The 18,913-nt window shown below is 67.3% G+C and carries 22 protein-coding genes and 3 pseudogenes; 18 read left to right on the plus strand and 7 right to left on the minus strand.

Going from position 1 to position 18,913, the window contains the following annotated elements; translation table 11 throughout:
- Together SSPN_RS0127665 and SSPN_RS46130 are read left to right on the plus strand one after the other, a co-directional pair.
- On the plus strand, positions 1 to 246 hold a 246-nt coding region (locus SSPN_RS0127665), incomplete at its 5' end, for an integrase core domain-containing protein (RefSeq protein WP_010311421.1).
- Between the two features lie 183 nt (positions 247 to 429).
- Positions 430 to 927, plus strand: a complete 498-nt coding sequence (locus tag SSPN_RS46130; protein ID WP_010311422.1) for a hypothetical protein — start codon at positions 430 to 432, stop codon at positions 925 to 927.
- Between the two features lie 58 nt (positions 928 to 985).
- Here SSPN_RS46130 and SSPN_RS46135 read toward each other — a convergent pair.
- Positions 986 to 1,442: pseudogene (locus tag SSPN_RS46135) on the minus strand (transposase); the annotation flags it as partial.
- Between the two features lie 26 nt (positions 1,443 to 1,468).
- Between SSPN_RS46135 and SSPN_RS57125 the strand changes: the two are divergent.
- From SSPN_RS57125 to SSPN_RS0127700, 4 genes are all read left to right on the plus strand, one after another.
- Entirely contained in the window at positions 1,469 to 1,687 is a 219-nt protein-coding gene (locus SSPN_RS57125) for a hypothetical protein (RefSeq protein ID WP_158309661.1), read from the plus strand.
- 99 nt (positions 1,688 to 1,786) lie between these two features.
- Positions 1,787 to 2,020 (plus strand): hypothetical protein, encoded by a 234-nt coding sequence (locus SSPN_RS0127690; protein ID WP_203218562.1) that lies wholly within the window; start codon positions 1,787 to 1,789, stop codon positions 2,018 to 2,020.
- Between the two features lie 436 nt (positions 2,021 to 2,456).
- On the plus strand, positions 2,457 to 3,581 hold the full coding sequence (locus SSPN_RS0127695; RefSeq protein WP_044575019.1) for a ferredoxin reductase: 1,125 nt from the start codon (positions 2,457 to 2,459) through the stop codon (positions 3,579 to 3,581).
- Positions 3,582 to 3,608: 27 nt separating this feature from the next.
- The gene (locus SSPN_RS0127700) at positions 3,609 to 4,721 is read left to right on the plus strand and encodes a fatty acid desaturase family protein (protein ID WP_010311434.1); all 1,113 of its coding nucleotides are present in this window, start codon (positions 3,609 to 3,611) and stop codon (positions 4,719 to 4,721) included.
- A 170-nt stretch (positions 4,722 to 4,891) separates the two neighbouring features.
- Here the strand turns inward: SSPN_RS0127700 and SSPN_RS52145 are convergent, their stop codons facing one another.
- Together SSPN_RS52145 and SSPN_RS55545 are read right to left on the minus strand one after the other, a co-directional pair.
- Positions 4,892 to 5,143 (minus strand): P27 family phage terminase small subunit, encoded by a 252-nt coding sequence (locus SSPN_RS52145; RefSeq protein ID WP_010311437.1) that lies wholly within the window; start codon positions 5,141 to 5,143, stop codon positions 4,892 to 4,894.
- A 640-nt stretch (positions 5,144 to 5,783) separates the two neighbouring features.
- Positions 5,784 to 6,095, minus strand: coding sequence for a peptidase inhibitor family I36 protein (locus SSPN_RS55545; protein ID WP_143539652.1), 312 nt, complete (start codon positions 6,093 to 6,095; stop codon positions 5,784 to 5,786).
- Between the two features lie 814 nt (positions 6,096 to 6,909).
- Here SSPN_RS55545 and SSPN_RS61810 point away from each other — a divergent pair.
- Complete coding sequence (locus tag SSPN_RS61810; protein WP_010311441.1) at positions 6,910 to 7,032, plus strand: hypothetical protein; 123 nt, start codon at positions 6,910 to 6,912, stop codon at positions 7,030 to 7,032.
- 50 nt (positions 7,033 to 7,082) lie between these two features.
- Here the strand turns inward: SSPN_RS61810 and SSPN_RS46145 are convergent, their stop codons facing one another.
- Positions 7,083 to 7,595 carry a hemerythrin domain-containing protein gene (locus SSPN_RS46145; protein WP_010311443.1) on the minus strand — a complete coding sequence of 171 codons (513 nt, stop codon included), beginning with the start codon at positions 7,593 to 7,595 and terminating at the stop codon, positions 7,083 to 7,085.
- A gap of 233 nt (positions 7,596 to 7,828) precedes the next feature.
- On the opposite strand from SSPN_RS46145, the gene SSPN_RS0127720 reads away from it, so the two are divergent.
- The 3 genes from SSPN_RS0127720 to SSPN_RS0127730 all read left to right on the plus strand — a co-directional run bounded on the left by SSPN_RS0127720 (position 7,829) and on the right by SSPN_RS0127730 (position 10,198).
- Positions 7,829 to 8,080, plus strand: a complete 252-nt coding sequence (locus SSPN_RS0127720; RefSeq protein WP_010311445.1) for a hypothetical protein — start codon at positions 7,829 to 7,831, stop codon at positions 8,078 to 8,080.
- A gap of 80 nt (positions 8,081 to 8,160) precedes the next feature.
- A complete protein-coding gene (locus SSPN_RS0127725) occupies positions 8,161 to 8,655 on the plus strand; it encodes a hypothetical protein (protein ID WP_010311447.1) in 495 nt (164 codons plus the stop codon).
- 307 nt (positions 8,656 to 8,962) lie between these two features.
- Entirely contained in the window at positions 8,963 to 10,198 is a 1,236-nt protein-coding gene (locus SSPN_RS0127730; protein WP_029535774.1) for a glycosyltransferase, read from the plus strand.
- A gap of 182 nt (positions 10,199 to 10,380) precedes the next feature.
- On the opposite strand, the gene SSPN_RS0127735 is transcribed toward SSPN_RS0127730, so the two are convergent.
- Entirely contained in the window at positions 10,381 to 10,602 is a 222-nt protein-coding gene (locus SSPN_RS0127735) for a recombinase (RefSeq protein ID WP_202798918.1), read from the minus strand.
- Positions 10,603 to 11,084: 482 nt separating this feature from the next.
- Between SSPN_RS0127735 and SSPN_RS0127740 the strand changes: the two genes are divergently transcribed.
- Both SSPN_RS0127740 and map read left to right on the plus strand, forming a co-directional pair.
- Positions 11,085 to 11,816, plus strand: a complete 732-nt coding sequence (locus SSPN_RS0127740; protein WP_010311454.1) for an alpha/beta hydrolase — start codon at positions 11,085 to 11,087, stop codon at positions 11,814 to 11,816.
- Between the two features lie 410 nt (positions 11,817 to 12,226).
- On the plus strand, positions 12,227 to 13,015 hold the full coding sequence (map, locus tag SSPN_RS0127745) for a type I methionyl aminopeptidase (protein WP_029535775.1): 789 nt from the start codon (positions 12,227 to 12,229) through the stop codon (positions 13,013 to 13,015).
- Positions 13,016 to 13,356: 341 nt separating this feature from the next.
- On the opposite strand, the gene SSPN_RS60445 is transcribed toward map, so the two are convergent.
- Positions 13,357 to 13,953: an MFS transporter gene (locus SSPN_RS60445; protein WP_237710754.1), complete on the minus strand. Its 597-nt coding sequence runs from the start codon at positions 13,951 to 13,953 to the stop codon at positions 13,357 to 13,359.
- A 277-nt stretch (positions 13,954 to 14,230) separates the two neighbouring features.
- A pseudogene (locus tag SSPN_RS60450) lies at positions 14,231 to 14,695 on the minus strand (MFS transporter); the annotation flags it as partial.
- Positions 14,696 to 15,023: 328 nt separating this feature from the next.
- Between SSPN_RS60450 and SSPN_RS0127755 the strand changes: the two are divergent.
- The 6 genes and pseudogenes from SSPN_RS0127755 (at position 15,024) to SSPN_RS57895 (ending at position 18,776) form a co-directional block, all read left to right on the plus strand.
- Positions 15,024 to 15,884, plus strand: a complete 861-nt coding sequence (locus SSPN_RS0127755; RefSeq protein ID WP_010311456.1) for a TetR/AcrR family transcriptional regulator — start codon at positions 15,024 to 15,026, stop codon at positions 15,882 to 15,884.
- Between the two features lie 72 nt (positions 15,885 to 15,956).
- Positions 15,957 to 16,289, plus strand: a complete 333-nt coding sequence (locus SSPN_RS62245; protein ID WP_010311457.1) for a 3-keto-5-aminohexanoate cleavage protein — start codon at positions 15,957 to 15,959, stop codon at positions 16,287 to 16,289.
- On the plus strand, positions 16,279 to 16,488 hold the full coding sequence (locus SSPN_RS62250) for a 3-keto-5-aminohexanoate cleavage protein (protein ID WP_337466376.1): 210 nt from the start codon (positions 16,279 to 16,281) through the stop codon (positions 16,486 to 16,488). The genes SSPN_RS62245 and SSPN_RS62250 overlap by 11 nt, the downstream gene beginning before the upstream one ends.
- A gap of 61 nt (positions 16,489 to 16,549) precedes the next feature.
- A pseudogene (locus SSPN_RS52150) lies at positions 16,550 to 16,843 on the plus strand (3-hydroxyacyl-CoA dehydrogenase NAD-binding domain-containing protein); the annotation flags it as partial.
- A gap of 748 nt (positions 16,844 to 17,591) precedes the next feature.
- Complete coding sequence (locus SSPN_RS46160; RefSeq protein ID WP_010311460.1) at positions 17,592 to 18,536, plus strand: ADP-ribosylglycohydrolase family protein; 945 nt, start codon at positions 17,592 to 17,594, stop codon at positions 18,534 to 18,536.
- A gap of 69 nt (positions 18,537 to 18,605) precedes the next feature.
- On the plus strand, positions 18,606 to 18,776 hold the full coding sequence (locus tag SSPN_RS57895) for a hypothetical protein (protein WP_010311463.1): 171 nt from the start codon (positions 18,606 to 18,608) through the stop codon (positions 18,774 to 18,776).
- The last annotated feature ends 137 nt before the right edge of the window (positions 18,777 to 18,913 follow it).

Genomic DNA, 18,913 nt, shown 5'->3' on the forward strand with positions numbered 1-18,913 from the left:
CACGCGGAACGATTCATACGCTCCGTTCGCGAAGAGAGCACCAACCGAGTGCTGACCTTCGACAGAGGTCACGCGGAGAAGATCCGCCAGGAACACGCCTGCCACTTCAACACCCATCGGCCCCACCAAGCCCACGACCAGCGGGCACCCCTCGACGACCCGAACGTCATACCGCTGCCGACAGCTCGGATCGAACGCCGAAAAGCCGTGGCGGGACTCATCAACGAGTACCGCCAAGCAGCCTGACGGCCCGACGAAACCCCAGCTCACAACCAGCGAACCCTTTTTGAAGCACTACGCGAGCCGCAGCGCCACCGCTGGCCGTGGCCTCATCCGGGAGTGGCGGGTGCGGCAGGCCGGATGCAGGCCGCTCGATACGAACGACGACAATCCTGGTAATGCGAACGTGCCGGAAGAGGGAGTGCGGAGATGTCCAGCTCGGTCAAAGCCGAATCGGCGCGGCCGAACTTCCAGCAGGGTCTAGCTCGTGTGAAAGCTGGCCTGGAGCTCCAGCGGAGCCGCATCCTCGCCTGGACCGAAGCCGCCCCCCAGCGGGTCCCGGGGCTCATGGACCTCAGGGGAACTCCGTCGCAGGACCTCGACTACTACGTCTACGAGCTTGCGCGGCTGCAGGACCTCACCCGCGCGGTACTCCGCGTCTTCGACGAACCCGAGCCGATCAAGATCGCCCTCGCCGCGTTCGACTCACAGATCCCTGATCTTCGGACCATCCGGAACCAACTCACCCACATCGACGGCCGTTCTCGGCTCGTCAACGTGATGTGGTTCGACTCAATCGTCGAGCTCGGCCCCAACGGAACAGTCAAATACCTAGTTGATCCTCGGTACAGGCACCATGACGCCGCGATCGCGCTCGCAGCCGCCCTGCAGGACTTCCTCGAGGCCCCGGCTAAGCCCGAGTCCTAGCTTACTTAGCCACTTTTCCGGGGCTGTCAAGTTTTCGGTGTAACTGTTGATTTCGGTTCTATCGGCGTCCGGCGGACAGGCGTCCGTCGAAGGTGATCTCGAAGGCGTTGAGGGCCTTCTTCCAGCGGTTGGACCAGCGCTTGCGGCCCGTCCCGGTGGGATCAAGACTCATGATTGCGAGATAGACGCACTTCAAGGCAGCCTGCTCGCTGGGGAAGTGGCCGCGAGCGTTCACCGCGCGGCGGATGCGCGCGTTGATGCTCTCGATGGCGTTGGTCGTGCAGATGATCGTGCGAATCTCCGGTGTCGAACTGCAAAAACGGCACGAACTCCGCCCACGCGTTGGTCCACAGCCGCACGATCGCCGGGTACCGGGCCTCCCACTTCTCGCTGAACTCGGCGAACCGGTCCAGCGCCGCTTGCTCCGAGGGCGCGGTGTAGACCGGCTTGAGGTCCTTGGCGATCGCGCTCCAGTCCTTACGGGAGGCATAACGGAAACTGTGGCGCAGCAAGTGTTCTCTGAACTAGCAATCTCGCATATTTGGCCTGGTCAAAGGATTTTGGTGTCGGTGGTGACGGTGCGGCCGACCAGGTCGGAAAAGTGGGGCATGCCGAGGTGGACGGTCACGGCGCGTGTGGTCATTTCGTCGAGTTGGGAGAGTTTCTGTTCGGCTCCGGCGAGGCTGATTTTGAGTCCCTCGACTTCGCCGAGCCATCCTTCGCGTTGGGCTTCTCAGGGATTCGTCAGTCTGTCGTGTGATGTTGCATTGACCGCCCGCGTGGCCGGTCCTGCGACGGTTCTTTGGGGGTGTAGCTCTGTGGCTCCTTGTTGCTGATCAAGAAGGAACAAAGGTACAGAGTGCGAGCGTTTCGAGTGCGGATGCCCTCGGGCAGCCGGTATTGGACAGTGATTGACGACGGGCTGAACGTCGAGCCGGTGGCCGATAGGTTCCTGCGGGAGCTGCGGTTCGGCCGGGACCGGGCCGAGTCGACGACCAAGGCGTACGCGGGCGGGATCGCGTTGTTCCTCCGCTGGTGCGTGCGCACCGGTCGGGACTGGACGACAGCGCTGCGGACATGGGTTTGTTCATGATCTGGCTGAAGTACACCCCGGTCGTTCCTCCGCCGCCACCTCCGCGCGTTCGGCGGCGTCGACGCCTCAAGTTCGTAGCGGCCGGGAACCATGGACTCGCACAACAACCGCAAGTTCGCCACCGCAGCCTGAGACCGCTCCGTCTGCCCCGCCACATACAACCTGAACGAGTACATAGTCACCCGAAACAGCACATCCGCCCCACACCGAAACCGAACCCGGGCTGCACCCCCCTTTTGTACCCCCGGACTGTCCACCTTGCCGCCCGCAATGCGGCCCGGTTACAGGTCTGTAGGCCTTCGCCCGCGTCCTCGCGCAGACCAGGTAACACCGCAGCGAAAGGATGTAAATGCCCGGCGCGCTGAGCTGCGCGGGAACCTCGACGTCCTTAGCCTGATCCTTGGACACGCCCGAGCCGAGCCCCAGGAGAAGATCTGTGGTGGTAGCGTCTGTGACCGCACTCGGGCGAGCATCGTTGCACCGGGTCGCGGTCCCACTACTTGAGGCGGTGACGGCACCGCATAGCCCGGACCGCTATCTCGAGATGCTCAACCCAATGTGGTCGCTGCGCGAGGTGCGGGCCAAGATCGTCGATGTGCGGCGCCCCGCTGTTGGCAGCGTCACGCTGTTGTTGCGGCCGAACGGAAACTGGCGGGGTTTCCGCGCTGGACAGCATGTTGCGGTCACCATCGAGATCGACGGGGTGCGTCGGACTCGCTGTTACTCACTGGCCTGTTCGGCGCACTGCCCCGACGGGCTGCTGGAACTCACCGTTGCCGCGGAGCCGGAAGGCCTGGTTTCCGGCTATCTGCACTCCGACGCCGGGCCCGGCACTGTGGTTCGGCTGTCGCAGGCGCAGGGCGGTTTCACGCTGCCGGACTACCGTCCTGAGCACATTCTGCTGATCAGCGGTGGCAGTGGGATCACACCGGTGATGTCGATGCTGCGCACGCTGTGCCAGGACGGTTTCTGCGCGGTGGACGGTGCCGGACGGGTCACCTTCCTGCATTACGCCCGCAGCGCTGCCCACGTCGCCTACCTCGACGAACTGGCGGCGCTGGCCGCCGCGCACCCCGGGCTGCGCCTGCTGCGCGCCTACACCCGCGACAGCGGCGGCGAGCTCGCCGGCCGGTTCGATGCAAGGCACCTGCCCAGTCTCGGCTCCGACTCGGCGGCGTGGGTGTGCGGGCCTGCCGGACTGGTCGACGCGGTCCGCGCGCACTGGGAGCGCACCGGGATCAGCGTGCCGCTGCAGACCGAGCAGTTCACCGCACCCACGCCTGCGCTGCCCGCCGACGACGGCGAGCCTTACGGCGAGGTGTGCTTCACCCGGAGCCGCCACCGGGTGGCCAACACCGGCGAGACCCTGCTCGAGCAGGCCGAGGCCGCTGGCCTCAACCCCGAGTTCGGCTGCCGGATGGGCATCTGCCTCACCTGCACCAGCCGCAAGACGACCGGCAGCGTCCGGCACCTGCACACCGGTGAGTTGTCCACCGATCCGGACTCCGAGATCCAGATCTGCTCCACCGTGCCCGTGGGTGACGTCGCCGTCGACCTGTAGCCGCCTACCGCCCTGAAAGGAGTCATTATGCCGCATAACACGCCTGCCCTCACACCCGAGCAGTGCGACGCCTTCGGCGCCGAGATGGACGCGCTGCGCCAACGCATCGTCGCCGACCTCGGCACCGAGGACGCCGAGTACATCCGCCAGGTCCTCCGCGCGCAGCGCGTGCTGGAGGTCACCGGCCGCAGCCTGCTCTTCGCCGGCTTCCTGCCACCCGCGTGGCTCGGCGGCGTCACGGCATTGTCCCTGTCCAAGATCCTCGACAACATGGAGATCGGCCACAACGTCCTGCACGGCCAATACGACTGGCTGCGCGACGAGGCACTCAACTCCCAAACCTTCGAAATGGATCTCGTCGCACCTGCCGAGCTGTGGAAACGCTCGCACAACTTCGGCCACCACACCTACACCAACATCGTCGGCAAGGACCGCGACATCGGCTACTGGATCCTGCGGGTCACCCCCGAGCAGCGCTGGACCCCCTACTACCTGGGCAACCCGGTCTACGCGGCGCTGCTGTCGGTGATCTTCCAGTGGGGCGTGATGCTGCACGACCTCGAGGCCGAACGGGTCGTCTCCGGGGAGAAGGGCTGGGACGAGGTCTCGGCCGACGCCAAGAAGATGGCCGCCAAGGCGCTGCGCCAAGTGGCCAAGGACTACCTGCTGTTCCCCGCACTGACCGGCCCGCTGGCCCCGCTCACCTTCGCCGGCAACGCCACGGCGAACCTGGTCCGTAACCTATGGGGCTTCTCGATCATCTTCTGCGGGCACTTCCCAGACGACGTCGCTACCTTCACCGAGGAAGAGGCCGCGAACGAAACCCGCGGGCAATGGTACGTACGCCAGCTGCTCGGCTCTGCGAACATCACCGGCAGCAGGCTGTTCCACCTGCTCTCCGGCAACCTCAGCCACCAGATCGAGCACCACCTGTTCCCCGACATCCCCGCACGGCGCTACCCCCAGATCGCCGAAGAGGTACGCGACGCCTGCCGCCGCTACGGACTGCCTTACAACACCGGACCCCTGCACCGACAGCTCGGGTCCGTCGCCCGCAAACTCATCAGACTCGCACTACCCGGCAGCGGACCAGACGACAAGCACACCGAAGAACGAGCCGCAAAACCCCAGGCGGCCTAACGAGTACAGCGGCATCGATCAGCCGTACGCGCCGGGCCACCGCTGGGACGGCTACGAAGTCAATTCGTCTTGCCACCAACGGGGTTCGAGTCGCCCGACGCGGGGAACGAACGGATGACACAAGATGCATAGCACCGGTCGGCATGGCCGTGCGTGGCCAGAAGACAGGCCTATTCGACGATGCGGACCTGGATTTCAATCGCGATGAGCAAGGGGGCTGCCAAGATGTTCATGGTGTCCAACCGCCTGAGGCTGGAGCCGTTGACGAGCTTGGTCGCCTGTTGGTACCGCGCGAGCGCTTCGCAGACGATCACGAAGGCGTCGGTGTCCCAAGGGGTCAGCACGCCGACCGCGATCAGGCTGGGCGTTAGCCGGTCCCAGACCGCTCGGGCATCCTCGGACAGGCTCTCGGGCGGCGGCACACCCCGGAACCGGTTCCTCGTTGTTGATCCGATCCGACCAGTCGCCGTGCAGCACCTTGAGCGCCGTCGGCTTCGTCTTCGTTCCGCGTGCGCCCACGGTTGCCTCCTCTGCAGTCGGGTGGAGACGACGAAGCCCTCGCCAGGTGAGCAGTCGCAGGGCGGGGAGGCTTCGGCGCGTCGGCGGGGATTAGGTACCGGAGCTGCGGCCACCAGCCGCGCCCGGTGAGCGGATGCCGAGCCGACGAGCGGCCCCGCGAATCATCGTGCCACTAACGGAGAACGCACGACGCATCGTGCTACCTCCTCTTCTTACTCCTCATCCATCGGCACACCGAGCACTCGGGCCACGGCGTAGCCGTCCATGTCCTTGTCGCCGATGCCCATGAGCTTCGCGTTGCGCAGGAACCGTTCCTTGTCCTCGCGCGACTTGACGCAGATCGCCAGCCAGTACTCCGAGTCCGTGGCGAGCCGAAACCGCTCGGCTTCCCGCTTCGCCCGATCGCGGAACCCCTAGTACTGACCCAGGCGCCGGTGTCACCGTGGCATGTCTTGGGCGAAGGTGATCGGGGCCTGTTCGGCGCTGGGGTGGCCCACACGGCAGCAGGCCACCCCAGCGATTTCCGACTGAAGCGGCTCCTCGCTAGGTGCAGACGTAGGCCTCGCCCACGAATGGTGTGCTGTTCGAACTGCTGCCACCAGGGCGGATAGACCAAGCGATATCCCAGTTGACACGCCGCATATACACGGTCACGGGCAGGTTGTTGACGTAAGAGTTGACGTGCTCATCGAGCCCAAAAGCGTTGAGCCCCCAACAACCGGCTCCGGTTCTCTCGGTCACGAAGTGCATGTCGGTGAATCCGGTGTTGTAGTACAGACACAGACCGTTAGATCTGCAGGCCTCAACGGCAGAAGCCTGCGGTCCGGCCACGGCACCGGTGGTCGCCAGTGTCACCGCGGCAGCGACGGCGAGCCCGCCTCGCGCTGCCCGTCGGGTGAATCTCATTGGCATTTCCCTCTCGTCCGATTGGTGCCCGGGCCGTTCCGGGCCCCGCACACACTGCCCGGATCGGAGACGTCGTTGTCTCAGAGCGAGCACATTCACCCGGACAGAGGCATGCGCGCCCACCGTCGTGTCGCGAATCCGCGCGGCCGCGGTCGACCCGGGCCGCACGCTCACCCTGATGGTCTGCGGTCCCGGCATGGCCGGATGGGGCTACATCCACCCGGCCGACTGGTCGTTCACGGCCGCCATACCCGGCGCGGTCTCTCGAACACCAGCGCGCGCTGAACCCGCACCGCCAGTGAACCCGGCCCGCTCGGACGTGGACGTCAGCGGACCGGGCGCAGTGCGGTCCGCTCGACGAACGACCGGAACTCGATCATGCCGATCTTGAGGACCGGGAGAATTGCGCAAGGTTGGAATATCTGCCCTTCCCCAGTTGCCAACGTCGACCCGGAAACCGGCCGCACCTACGTGGTCTTCGAGCCCCGCGTGAAGCACGCCAGCCCACAACGCACGCCGTCGCACACGCTGTAATCGCGGATATCAGAACCTGCGGAATGGGGCCACGGCTGCGGCGGCCGTCCTGCAATCCCTGCTGCAGGAGCGCCGGCGATCCCTGCCCCGGCAGGCATTCACGGTCTCAGCTGGGCGAAGGGGACAGGCGTTTCACATGGGATGACCGCCGCGTGCCGAAGGTATAAGTCGGCTGGCCTGCTTGCCAGCGGGTAGCAGCAGCTCGCAGCGTCCATTCCTACGGTGCGTCATGCTGTGGGTTGATCCGGTACATCCGGGTCCGGAAGCGCTCCTACTCGCCGGGGTCGCGCTGAAGCAGGACATCATCGCTCTACTCGACGTGGTCACCACCGTGCCAGACGTGGCGTCCTAACGACTGCGATCACCTGCTACGGCGGGCCAGGGCGTCGCGCATCCGGTCGATCAGCCCGAGGCCGGGGTCCAGGAGCATGTTCGCCGGCGGGCGGTCCGGTGTGGACGGGTCGGCGCGGAGTCCTTGGCCATGATGATCTGCGCGCCGAGCTCCCGCAACTGCTCAGCGCTGCACGTCTGCTGCAAACGCGGGAACAGATCGTTCTCTTCGTCGGAGACGTGGTGGCGGATGTCCTCGATGAGCTTGCGGGTGAGCTGATCGAACTCTGTTTCTGCGGGATCCATGCCCTCCAGCTGCTTCATGACATGCTCCGCCTCAGCGTGCTCATGGATCTCGTGGTCGGCGATCTGGTCGCCGTCCGGCAGTGCCTGCCTGACCGCGGGGTACAGGTATTGCTCCTCGGCGACGGAGTGACGGACGAGCTCAGTGATGATGTGGTCGACGAGGTCCCTCCGCTGCCGGTCGGACAGCCCGCCGTTTTCGTAATCACGGAACGCCTCATCGACATGTCGGTGGTCAGCGACCAAGACGTCGACGACATTGCCCTGTTGTGGCATGGTCATGCTCCTCTCTGCACCGTCATGCAGTCACGCCCATTCGTCTTTCCCCAGTCGGGTATCGCCACACCACGGTGCAGCTCATCGCCCCTGGCGAGAAACGACGATCTCCAGCAGCAACAGAGCTACTGCGGCGACCGAGATCGCGCCCAGCGCGCCAATCACCCTGAGCGAGCACTGACGAGTTCAGGCAATGGACGTCGGGTGTTGATGATCGCAGCAGCGGGTAGGACGTGGTTATGGCCAAGGACAAGAAGACCAGCAAGATCGTCACCGATCCAGACCAAGCCCTTGCCCGCGCGCGGGCGGCCGCCGAACAGATCAAACCGAAGGATGAGGCTTTGTACTGGGCGACGATCGCTCAAGCCCTACTCTTGAGCGAGATGCGCGACATGATTCGCGACACACGCACTCACCAAGGCGGGAGCGTGGAACTACCCGAGCACGCGCCGCCACGGGAAACCGCCAAGGTCACCGTCGTCGAGAAGTAGCACAACGTGGTGGTCGCCGAGGTGCCCAGCTGCTGCCGGTCCTCATCCGATGCCCCTATTTAGAACAGGAGGTCTGGGCCTTGCTCGTCCTCTACCAACTGTTGCGCATGGCCATGGTCACCGCCGTGGAAACCAGCCCCGGCACCGACCCCGACCGAGCCAGCTTCACCACCGCTCTGGAAACCGCCCGCGACCAGCTCACCGCAGCCTGCGGCATCTGCCCCGCCGGACCGGTCGACCTGCTCGGCGCGATCGGACGAGCCGTTCTCGACACCCTCCTGCCCACCCGCCGACCCCGCTACAGCGCCCGCAAACTCAAAAGCAGCACGTCCCGATACCACCACCGCGACGACGACCGCCCCGAGCACACCACCACGATCACCGCCATCGACATCGCCCTGCACGCCCCCAACAGCCACCCAGCCAAACGAAACCGCAGACAATCACCAACCCGCCGCGACCGAGTCACAGCGATCATGAACACCGGCCCCCACCGCGCCTGGCACGGCAGACAACTCGCCGAACCGGAGGTTGCGGGTCGATTCGTCGGTAGGTTGGTTCGACGCTTCGTCTGAGCGTGGCGCGGTAGTCCCGTGCTGGTGTCCGGTCATCCGGGTGAGGACAGCGCTGGACGTCTCCTGGGCCCGGTAGCCGACCTCGGCGACGATGCCGTGACGGTCCCGCCTGTGGTCTCAAATGAATGTTTCGCCGAGTTGCGAGGAGGCTGTCCGTCCAGAGTGGAGGAGAAGTGATGAAGGCGAGAAGACCCCACACCCTGCCACTTTCAACATATAGCGGACTGGGGGGCTTGCGGCAAGACCCGGGTCGTACCTCAGAATGACCGGCCGAATGCCAGAACCTGCGGAAATGGGGAGTTGCGAAGTGCGTGTGTTGTTGACGACGTGGGGATCGCGCGGGGACGTCGAACCGCTGGCAGGACTCGCGGTGGCGTTGCGGGAACTCGGCGCGGAGGCGCGGGTGTGCGCGCCGCCGGACAAGGAGTTCGCGAAGCTGCTGGAGCGTGTCGGCGTGCCGCTGGTACCGCTCGGTCCGACGGTGCACTCGGTCGTCGCCAACCCGAAGCCACCGAGGGCGCAAGACGCGTTCCAGCTCGCTCCCGCGCTGGTCGCCGCGCGGTTCGAAACGCTCACCGCGGCGGCCGAGGGATGTGACGCGCTGCTGGCGACCGGCCTGATGCCGGCTGGCGCACGGGACGTGGCCGAGAAACTGGGCATCCACTACGTGCTCGCGTGCTTCCACCGCCTCGGGCTGCCGTCGCGGCACTTCCCTCCGGGGAGACGGCCGGGCACACCGTCCCCGCAGGAGGAGACCGACAACCGGGTGCTGTGGGAGCAGGACGCCCAGAGGGTGAACGCCTTGTACGGCGAAGCGCTCAACAGCCATCGGGCGGCGATCGGCCTGCCACCGGTGGACAACGTCCGCGACCACGTCCTCACCGGCCAGCCGTGGCTGGCGGCGGACGCGACACTGTGTCCGTCGCAAGGCACGACGGACCTCGACGTCGTGCAGACCGGGGCGTGGATCCTGCCCGACGAACGCCCGCTCCCGGACGGGCTGAAGGCGTTCCTGGACACCGGCGCGCCACCGGTGTACGTGGGCTTCGGCAGCATGGCCGCGCACGCCCCGAAAGGCATCGCCCGGGTGGCCATCGAGGCGGTCCGCGCGCAGGGCCGCCGGGTCGTCCTCGCCCGCGGCTGGGCCGAGTTGACCCCGATCGACGACGCCGACGACTGCTTCGTCCTCGGCGAGGTCAACCAGCAGGCACTGTTCCGCAGGGTGGCCGCCGTCGTGCACCACGGCGGCGCGGGCACCACCACGACGGCAGCCCGAGCCGGTGCGCCCCAGGTGATCGTGCCCCAGATCGCGGACCAGCCGTACTGGGCCACCCGAGTGGCCGAGCTGGGCATCGGCGCGGCACACGAGGGCTCGACACCGACCGTCGACTCCCTGTCCGCCGCGCTCACCACGGCCCTGACCAGCGAGACCCAAACGCGAGCCAGGACCGTGGCCGGCACGATCCGAGCCGACGGGGCGACGGTGGCCGCGAAACTGCTCCTCGATGCAGCCAGCCGGAAAAAGCCGCCCGTAACCGTGTAAACCACACGGAATCGTCGAGCCGCGCCGCGCGCCGCACACGCTCAAGATCCAACTGGTAGAGCCGGGTATTCCCATGAGGCGGCTCGATTGTGGACAGTGGGCTGGCGCGCGGCCGGACAGGCAAACATCCTGAAACGCCGCGAAGCGGGTGCTCACCGATCTGGTTCGGCCGGCAACTCAGGTCATCGCGGCGCTGTGATGACGGGTATGCCGAGGTCGACCGGCGCGATGCGGGCCAGGCGCTTGGTCTCCCTTCGTTTCTGCCGGAGGAAGGTGAGGGTGAGGTCGATGCCTTCAACCTCACCGAACCATGCCTCGTGATCGGCGCGGGCTCGGCGGGCCACGTGGCGGTCTTCCAGATGGGCCACGAACACCGGCGGAAGCGGTTGGCGCGGTCCATTCACTCCTTGCACCGCCGTTGACGGAGATGCCCCTGTGCAGCGCGCCGTCCGGGATCGGGCATGGCGCCTCGCGCAACCGTCTGCAGAGGCGCTGATCCGCAGGTCCGGCTGGCCGGGGGCGAGGGCATCGATCTTGGCCCAGAACAGGCCGGCCAGCGAGCGGGACAGCTGTCCAAGGTCGAGTAGTCCATCTCGGGCTCCCGCTGGTGCAGCGAATCCAGCTTCTCTGCACTTGTCAAGCGAGCGGCTGTGAGTCCGCTGGATCTTGCCGGCTGGGCGTGGCCGCCTTCGCGGCGGGCCCTGGAGCCTCCGCAAAAACCTGTTGGCGGACTACGGCGACCACTGCTAATTTTCCGGAGGCCGTGCGAGAGAAAGAGGAGGTGGTACCCGTGAACGTATCGACATGGGTGCTCCCCTCCGGGGTCACGGTCGGGCGATAGGTCGTCCGGGAGCGCCGTTTGCGAGCACTCCCGAAAGGCACGACCATGCGATTCACTTCCGAACAGCGCCTCGACGACGGTGTCTTCGAGCGCGAATTCACCCTCGGCGAGATCCCCGGCATCCTGTGGACGCCCGGATCCGCATCCGCACCGGCCCCGCTGATCCTGCTCGGCCACCCCGGCGGACTGCACAAGATGTACCCCCGACTGGTGGCACGGGCCAGGCACTCCGCCGCGGAGGGCTTCGCCGCGGCCACCATCGAGCTCCCCGGGAGCGGTGACCGGCCCCGCTCTGCCGCCACCGAAAAGGCCCGCGCCGACCTGCACCGGGCGCTGGACGCCGGTGAGCGGGTCGACGACGAGATCGTCGACCGGCTCGTCCTCCCACTGGTCGAAAAGGCGGTCCCGGAATGGCGGGCCGTCCTGGATGCCCTCCTTTCGCTGCCCGAGATCGGCGGCCCGGTCGGGTACGCGGGAGGGGTGATCGCCATCGGCATCCGGCTGGTGGTGGTCGAGCCGCGCATCTCGGCCGCCCTTCTGTTCGCCGGGAGTTTCGTGCCCCGCACCATGTTCGAGGACGCCCGGCAGGTCACCATTCCGCTGCAGGTCCTGCTGCAGTGGGACGACGAAGGAAACGACCGGCAGCTGGCCCTGGACCTGTTCGATGCCTTCGGCTCCAAGGAGAAGACACTGCACGCCAATATGGGCGGGCACACCGGCGTCCCGCAGTTCGAGGGGGACGACGGGAACCGTTTCTTCGCCCGGCACCTGAAGTGAGGCCGAACCGTCAGGCCGGCAGCAGACGCTAGGAGCTGTCGGCCAGGCTGCCGCGGGTTCGTCGAGCCGCTCGAACGAACCCGCCTTCGGCACGCCCAAAGACCGGACGTCCCGTTCCTCGACCAGCGTCCAACGATCCGGTGACACAGCCGAAGAACATGCCACATCGCCCAGAGAAGATGATCAAGAGGCCGAGCTGCAGCGACGCGCCGGGAGGAGCGAAATCAGGCCGGCTCTGCGTGGGGCATCGGCGGCGCGGCAGGTACACCGTGTTGGCGGCGCCATGCATTGGGGGCGAGCACGCCGTCTGGCCACGCAGGGGCCGCGTGACCGGACGGGCTGGTATTTCTATACCGGGAACATGTACGGTACTGGTATAACTATACCGTCACCGACGACGCGAGGTATTTGTGATCGAACTGAAGACGCCTACGGAGATAGAACGTATGCACGTGGCCGGGCGTTTTGTCGCCGAGGTGCTCTCCGAGGTCGGCCGGCTCGCTGACGTGGGCGTCAACCTCTTGGACCTGGAGCACCACGTGCGCGGCATGATCAAACGGCACGGGGCGGAGTCGTGCTACTGGGACTACGCCCCGTCCTTCGGCAAGGGCCCGTTCCGCAACGTCATCTGCCTCTCGGTCAACGACGCCGTCCTGCACGGCTTGCCCCACAACTACACACTGCGCGACGGGGACGTGCTCAGCGCGGACCTCGCGGTCAGCATCGACGGCTGGGTGGCCGACTCGGCGCGCACGGTCGTCGTTGGCACTGCTGCCGAGGAGGACCTGCGGATCATCCGTGCCACCGAGGAAGCGTTGGAGGCGGCGATCGAGGTGGCACGTCCGGGCAACCGCCTGGGTGACATCTCGGCGGCGATCTGGGCGGTGGCCCGCGACTACGGCTATCCGGTCAACACCGAGTTCGGTGGTCACGGTCTTGGCCGCACCATGCACGAGGAACCCCACGTTTGCAACAAGGGCTGGGCAGGCCGCGGCCTGACGCTTCGGCCGGGGCTGACGCTCGCGCTCGAACCCTGGTTCGCGCGTACGACCGACCGGATCGTTTACGACACCGACGGTTGGACCATCCGGTCGGCCGACGGCTCGCGTACGGCGCACTCCGAGCACACGGTTGCCATCACCGAGGACGCCCCCTTGGTGCTCACCCGGCGCGACGCAGCGTGCCGACAGCGCCGTTAGTGCGGTCTACGAAACCGACCACGGTGACGCTGGTTTCGCCTGCCACGTCAGACTCCTTCATGCGGTCGGCGTAGAGGTAGTAGCCGGGATCGGCTGGCGTCCACGGCAGCGTTTGCCCGTGCTGCAGAGCGGTTGGCCAGCTGCGTCTTCGCGGGAGCCGCGCCAGGCCACGACGTCGACCTTCACGGGGGCGTTCCCAGTCACCTCAGCTGCAACACCGCAAACCCCGCCCGTGTGCCTAGAAACTCCGGCCCCGGCGCAGGACGCCCCACAGGCTCCCAGACCGGCCCCGCACCACGCCAAACCGCCAAACCGCCAAAGAAGCAGAAGAACCAGAAAGGTTAAATATCGGGTTCAGCAGCGGAAACGGTGCGCCTCGCCAGTACGACTTCGGCGAGGGCTACGACCAGGGCGACCGTGACGAAGCCGACCGAGACGATCAGGCCGTCCGAGATCGCCGCGTCGAAGCCGCTCGTCATTAGGGTGCCGAAGAACAGGCCCGAGGCCGCCGCCGTGCCCACAGCCGAGCCTATGCGCTGGCCCGTCTGCTGGACTCCCGCCGCCGTCCCGCCGTGGGCGGCGTCGATCTCGCTCAGCGTCACCGTCTGGTTCGGCGAGATCACCAGGCCGCTGCCGATTCCGGCGATCAGCAGCGGCAGCGCCGTTACCAGTCCGGCCGCCTCTCCCGGGTGCGTGGCCAGCAGCAGGTCCGTCGCCAGCAGGCCGAGCAGCGCCGCCGCTAAGCCGATGATCACCAGTCGTCGGCCCATCCGGTGCACGATCCGGCCGCCGAGGGCCGACGCCACCGCCGAGCCGACCGCGAACGGCGTCAGCGCCAGTCCGGCCTGTAGCGCCGAATAGCCGAGGCCGCGCTGGAAGTACACCGCCAGCACGAAAAAGATGCTGGTGAATCCGGCGAAGTACAGCAGCCCCAGCATTGCGCCGAACGAGTAGCTCTACACCAGCCGCAGGTTCACCAGCGGAGCGAGCCCCCTCGCCCGATACCAGTACTCCCACGCCACGAACAGCGCCAGGAGGACCACGGCGACGAGACGCTCCCCAGCCGCCTTCCTGCTCGACCAGCGGCAACAACAGGCACAGCAGGCCACCGCCGAGCAGCAGCACCCCGACCAGGTCGAGGCTGCGGGACTGTTCGCGCGCGCCGTCGCGCGGCAGCACCCGCAGCCCGTAGAGCACCGCCGCGATACCGATGGGCAGGTTCACGAAGAACACCCAGCGCCAGCCGTGCTCCTGCCCGGCGAGCTGGATGATCAAGCCGCCCAGCAGCGGGCCGATCGCCGTCGAGATGCCGACCACCGCGCCGAACAGGCCAAAAGCCTTGCCGCGCTCGCGGCCGTGGAACAACTGCTGCATAAGGCCGAGCACCTGCGGGTTGAGCAACCCGCCAGCCACCCCCTGCAACAGGCGGGCGATGACCAGCCACAGCGGGGTCAACGCGAATCCGGCCAGCGCGCTGGCCAGCGTGAAAGCCGCCAGCGCCAGCAGGAACATCCGGCTCCGGCCCCGGTCGTCGCCGAGCCGACCGGCCGGCACCAGGACCAGCCCGAAGGTCAGGGCGTAGCCGGAGACCACCCACGACAGCGCCGCCGCCGGCGCGTCCAACCCCTGCTGGATCGACGGCAGCGCGACGTTGACGATGCTGACGTCGAGCAGGGTCATGAATCCGGCGACTAAGCAGATGGCCAGCACTCGCCAGCGCCGCGCGCTCTCCTGCTCCTCGGCGGTCTTCGCCACTGGCCTGGTGCTGTTCACGAGTTCAGCTCAGCACGTTCGTTCTACGCTCGCACCATCCGAGACTCGCACCGGCATTGCGACCGACTGACTTATCAATCACAACCCACTCCATGCGCGATCGTCGCCACGGGCCGCGTTAATGCGATTAGCTAGGAATGTTGCTCCACTGAGAGGCATCCCACGGCAAACAGCCGGGATCGCAACACGCACAGTTCATTGCGATTATCGCAATGAACTGTTAGCGTTCCGTCCCGTGCAGGACACGACGGCTGCGTTGCGCCAGCGGGTGCGCGACGTGTTGCGCAAGTATCCGGGGAGCCAGCGTGCCTTCGCCGAGCGGATCGGACTGGATCCGACGAAGCTCTCCAAGTCGCTGACCGGGATCCGCCGGTTCACCCCGGTCGAGCTCACCCGGATCGCCGGGCTCACCGGTGTCACGGTGAACTGGCTGATCTACGGCGGCGACAACGTCGAGACGGCTGCTGCCGCGCCGCAGCGCACCGCACGGCCCGAGCGCGAACCGGGCGACCTCCGCGAAGCGGGCCGGTACCAGCAGATCCTCGACGCCGCCTGGACGCTGATCGCCGAGCGCGGCTACCACTCGGTGCGGGTCGCCGACGTCGCCAAGGCCTGCGGCACCAGCGCCGCGACCATCCACTACTACTTCCCCGGCCGCAACGACCTGCTCACCGAGACCCTGCGCTACTCGGTGCGGCTGGCCTTCGACCGGCAGGTCGCCGAACTGCAGAGCATCCAGGACGCCTACGAACGCCTGCTGCGGCTGGTGGAGCTCCAACTGCCCACGCCGGGCCTGCTGCGCGCGGAGTGGTCGATCTGGCTGCAGGTGTGGACCGAGAGCGCCCTGAACCCGGATCTCCAGGTGCTGCACAGCGATTCCTACACGCGCTGGCACGACACGATCGCCCGCACCATCCGGCAGGGCCAGCAGCAGGGCGCGTTCACCGACACCGACGCGGAAGAGCTCACCGTGACGCTGACCGCGCTCATCGACGGGCTGGGCATCCAGGTGCTCGCCGGGCGGCCCGGCCGGTCGGTGGAGCGGATGCGCCGGGTGCTGCGCGAGTTCGTCGAGCGCGAGATCGTCCGGCATTGAAGTGAAAAATCCACCGTGCGTGGATTCCGGCGCACCCGGGCGATCGGCCACACCCACGGAAAGGAGAGCCCGATGGGCGACGAAGTGATCATCACGCCGCGCTCACCGGCGCCGGTGACACCACCGGCAAGAGCGAGTTCGTCCCGGTCACCCTCGGAACAGATCGCCAAGTCCGCGGTGGAGGCCGCCGCGGCCAGCGCGGCCGTGGCGCAAATCCACGTCCGCAACATCGAGACCGGGCAGGGCTCCCGCGACGTGTCGCTCTACCGCGAGGTGGTGGAGCGGATTAAGGAGACCGGCATCGACGTGGTCATCAACCTGACCGCAGGGATGGGCGGCGACCTGGTCATCGACGTCGACGACCCGCTCAAGCCGGTGGACGGCCCCGACCGCGCTGGGCGGTAACGTCCGCGTCGGCCTGGAGGACAACCTCTATCTGAGCCGGGGCGTCAAGGCCACCAACGGACAGCTGGTCGAACGCGCGGTGACGATCGTCGAGGGCATGGGCACGAAGGTCGCCACCCCCGGACCAGGCCCGCGAACAGTTCGGCCTCGAGAAGCGTTGATCCGAACGGCTGGGCTGTCCTCCCGAGGAGACGTCTGAGAACCCGCCGCGGTGCGAGCTGAGTCCCCACGCCGCAAGCGGCTACGCCGCTTGCACAGCCCCGGCGCTGGAAGAAGCCGTCGCCGAGGCCGACTTCGTGCAGGAGAGCGCGCCGGAAGACCTTGCGCTCAAACGGGATCTGCTGGCTCGCATCGACGCGGCGACCCCGGTGGGCGTCGTGGTCTCGTCTTGCACCTCCGGCTACGGCATGACCGAGATGCAGGTGGACTGCCCGACGCCGCAGCGGCTCGTGGTCGCGCACCCGTTCAACCCGCCGTACATCATCCCGCTGGTCGAGGTCGTCGGCGGCGAGCGGACCGAGCCGTGGGCGGTGCAGTGGGCAGCGGAGTTCTTCGAGGTCGCGCATTGGTGGCGACCGAGGAGATCATGGCGCTGCACGTGGACGGTCAGAAGGGCGGCACGACGCCGTTCCCGACGGCTGTGGCGGAGCGGTTCGCCGGCCTGGCCGAGCCCGCGCCGGAGTACGCGGACCGATCCATCGGCTGAACGCCACAGGTGAGCGGGCCCCTGTTGCCGGCATAACGGCGGTACCGAAGGAGATCCCGTAGTGGATCGGAAGTGCGGGCGCGAAGAAGAACACCAGGAACCAGCCAACAACACTCAGACCGCCGTGATCCCCGGCCCGCACGCGCAACAGGCTCCACGACGGCAGTTCCGGACGCGGCCACGCCTCGGCCAGCCACTTGATCAGCGGGTTGTCGTCGGCCAGGTCGAGCCAGCCGGTGGGCAAGCAGCGCGCGATGAAGGTCGGATCGTCGTGCCACACCCGCATCAGGTAGACCGTGCACAACACCTGGTTCAGGTAGATCGCGCCGACACCGCGAGCAGCCAGAAACCCGGATGCCGCAACGAGGTTGTGCGCTCTGCGCCGTGCGGACGGGACCACCGCCAGCTGGCCAAGACGGCCCTTGCGGACAAGACGATCAGGGTGCCCAGGACGTCCAACACATTTCTCCCACAACGCGCGTTCGAGGCAGATGCCATCCGATGGGAGGCGGCCGGCGGGCGAAGTTGACCACGTCCGTTCCCCCGCGCTGGGCGTACCGTTGACACAAACAACCTGTGTCCTCGGGAGGTCGCGGGTGAACTCGACCGGTCCCGCGTCGGCGCACGAACGCGCCCGCGGGTTGTTCACAGGAGTCGGACTCGGCGACGCAATGGGCGCCCCGTTCGAAGGCAAGCCATCGGTCAGCGAGCTGACCTTGCGGGAGTTCGAGCACTCCAACCTCCAGCTGCGCTACACCGACGACACCGCGCTGACCATCGCCGTGGCCGAACATCTTCTGGAGCGTGCCCGCCTCGGTGGGCATCTGCTGAACGAGGGCGAGCTCGCCGCCGCCCTCGCCTGCGCCTGGAACCGAGAACCGTGGCGCGGATTCGCCACGTCGGCGGCGGATCTGTTCGGGCGGCTCAACTCGGGCGTGCCGTGGCGGGATGCGGCCGTGTCGATGTTCCACGGGCAGGGTTCGTTCGGCAACGGCGCCGCGATGCGATGCGCGCCGGTGGCGTTGGCCGCGCAAAGCGCCCACCACGCCGCAGAACTGGGCCGCCGCGCGGCATCGGTGACGCATGGCCACCCCGACGGGCAGGAAGGCGCGGCGGTGCAGGCCTGCAGCGCATACCTGGCCCTGCACACCCGCGGGTCGCTCGACCCGGAATCTTTCCTGGGCAAGCTGGCCCACGTCATCCACGAACCGGAGTGGGTGCGGCGGCTGCAAGCGGTCGCCGCACTGCTCGGGCACCGGGATCCGCACCGCGCCGCCGAGGAACTCGGCAACGACGTGCGGGCCACGCATTCGGTGCCGCTGGCGCTGTGGGCATTCCTCGGCCACGCCGAAAGCCCGGTCGACGTGGTACGACAATGCATCCGGGCCGGGGGCGACACGGACACCATCGCCAGCATGGCGGCGGCGCTCGCCGGGGCCGTGCGCGGCGCCGCTGGCTGGCCGCAGTCATGGCTGCGCCGCTTGGAGAACCTCCCCCGGCTGCACGACCTGGGCGACCAGCTTGCGCGGTTGTCGCCGTGAGCCGCGCGCCGCGCGGCCGGGCTCGTTACCGTTGCGGTTGATCCGACCAGCAACCGACTGGAGGAATCGATGAACCCCGAAACCCCGGAAGCCGACGCCGCCGAACAGGCGCGCCAAGCCGAGGAAGTGCCCGACGAGGAAGAGCCGGAAGAGATCGAGGTCCCCCTCGACGCCGACCCCGCAGACCTCGCCGACCAGCACCGCCCGGTCCCGGTGGACGACTCCTACGACCACGACTGACCGGCCCACCGACGTAGCGGTGGCGGGTAGCGGAACCTCAGCGGCCTTCTCCGCTGTGGGAGCCCGGACACGCGTACGAACGTGCGTCCGGGCTGTCCTCTCGAGAAGGCCGCTGAGAACCCGCGGTGGTGCCAGTT

The organism is Saccharopolyspora spinosa NRRL 18395, from assembly GCF_000194155.1.
GTDB lineage: Bacteria > Actinomycetota > Actinomycetes > Mycobacteriales > Pseudonocardiaceae > Saccharopolyspora > Saccharopolyspora spinosa.

Excerpts from the sequence above, each read along its gene's own strand:
- SSPN_RS46130 (WP_010311422.1), top strand. The coding sequence starts at position 430 with ATGTCCAGCTCGGTCAAAGCCGAATCGGCGCGGCCGAACTTCCAGCAG.
- SSPN_RS0127700 (WP_010311434.1), top strand. The coding sequence starts at position 3,609 with ATGCCGCATAACACGCCTGCCCTCACACCCGAGCAGTGCGACGCCTTC.
- SSPN_RS61810 (WP_010311441.1), top strand. The coding sequence starts at position 6,910 with ATGCTGTGGGTTGATCCGGTACATCCGGGTCCGGAAGCGCTCCTACTC.
- SSPN_RS46145 (WP_010311443.1), bottom strand. The coding sequence starts at position 7,595 with ATGACCATGCCACAACAGGGCAATGTCGTCGACGTCTTGGTCGCTGAC.
- SSPN_RS0127720 (WP_010311445.1), top strand. The coding sequence starts at position 7,829 with ATGGCCAAGGACAAGAAGACCAGCAAGATCGTCACCGATCCAGACCAA.
- SSPN_RS0127740 (WP_010311454.1), top strand. The coding sequence starts at position 11,085 with ATGCGATTCACTTCCGAACAGCGCCTCGACGACGGTGTCTTCGAGCGC.
- SSPN_RS60445 (WP_237710754.1), bottom strand. The coding sequence starts at position 13,953 with ATGCTGGGGCTGCTGTACTTCGCCGGATTCACCAGCATCTTTTTCGTG.
- SSPN_RS62245 (WP_010311457.1), top strand. The coding sequence starts at position 15,957 with ATGGGCGACGAAGTGATCATCACGCCGCGCTCACCGGCGCCGGTGACA.
- SSPN_RS57895 (WP_010311463.1), top strand. The coding sequence starts at position 18,606 with ATGAACCCCGAAACCCCGGAAGCCGACGCCGCCGAACAGGCGCGCCAA.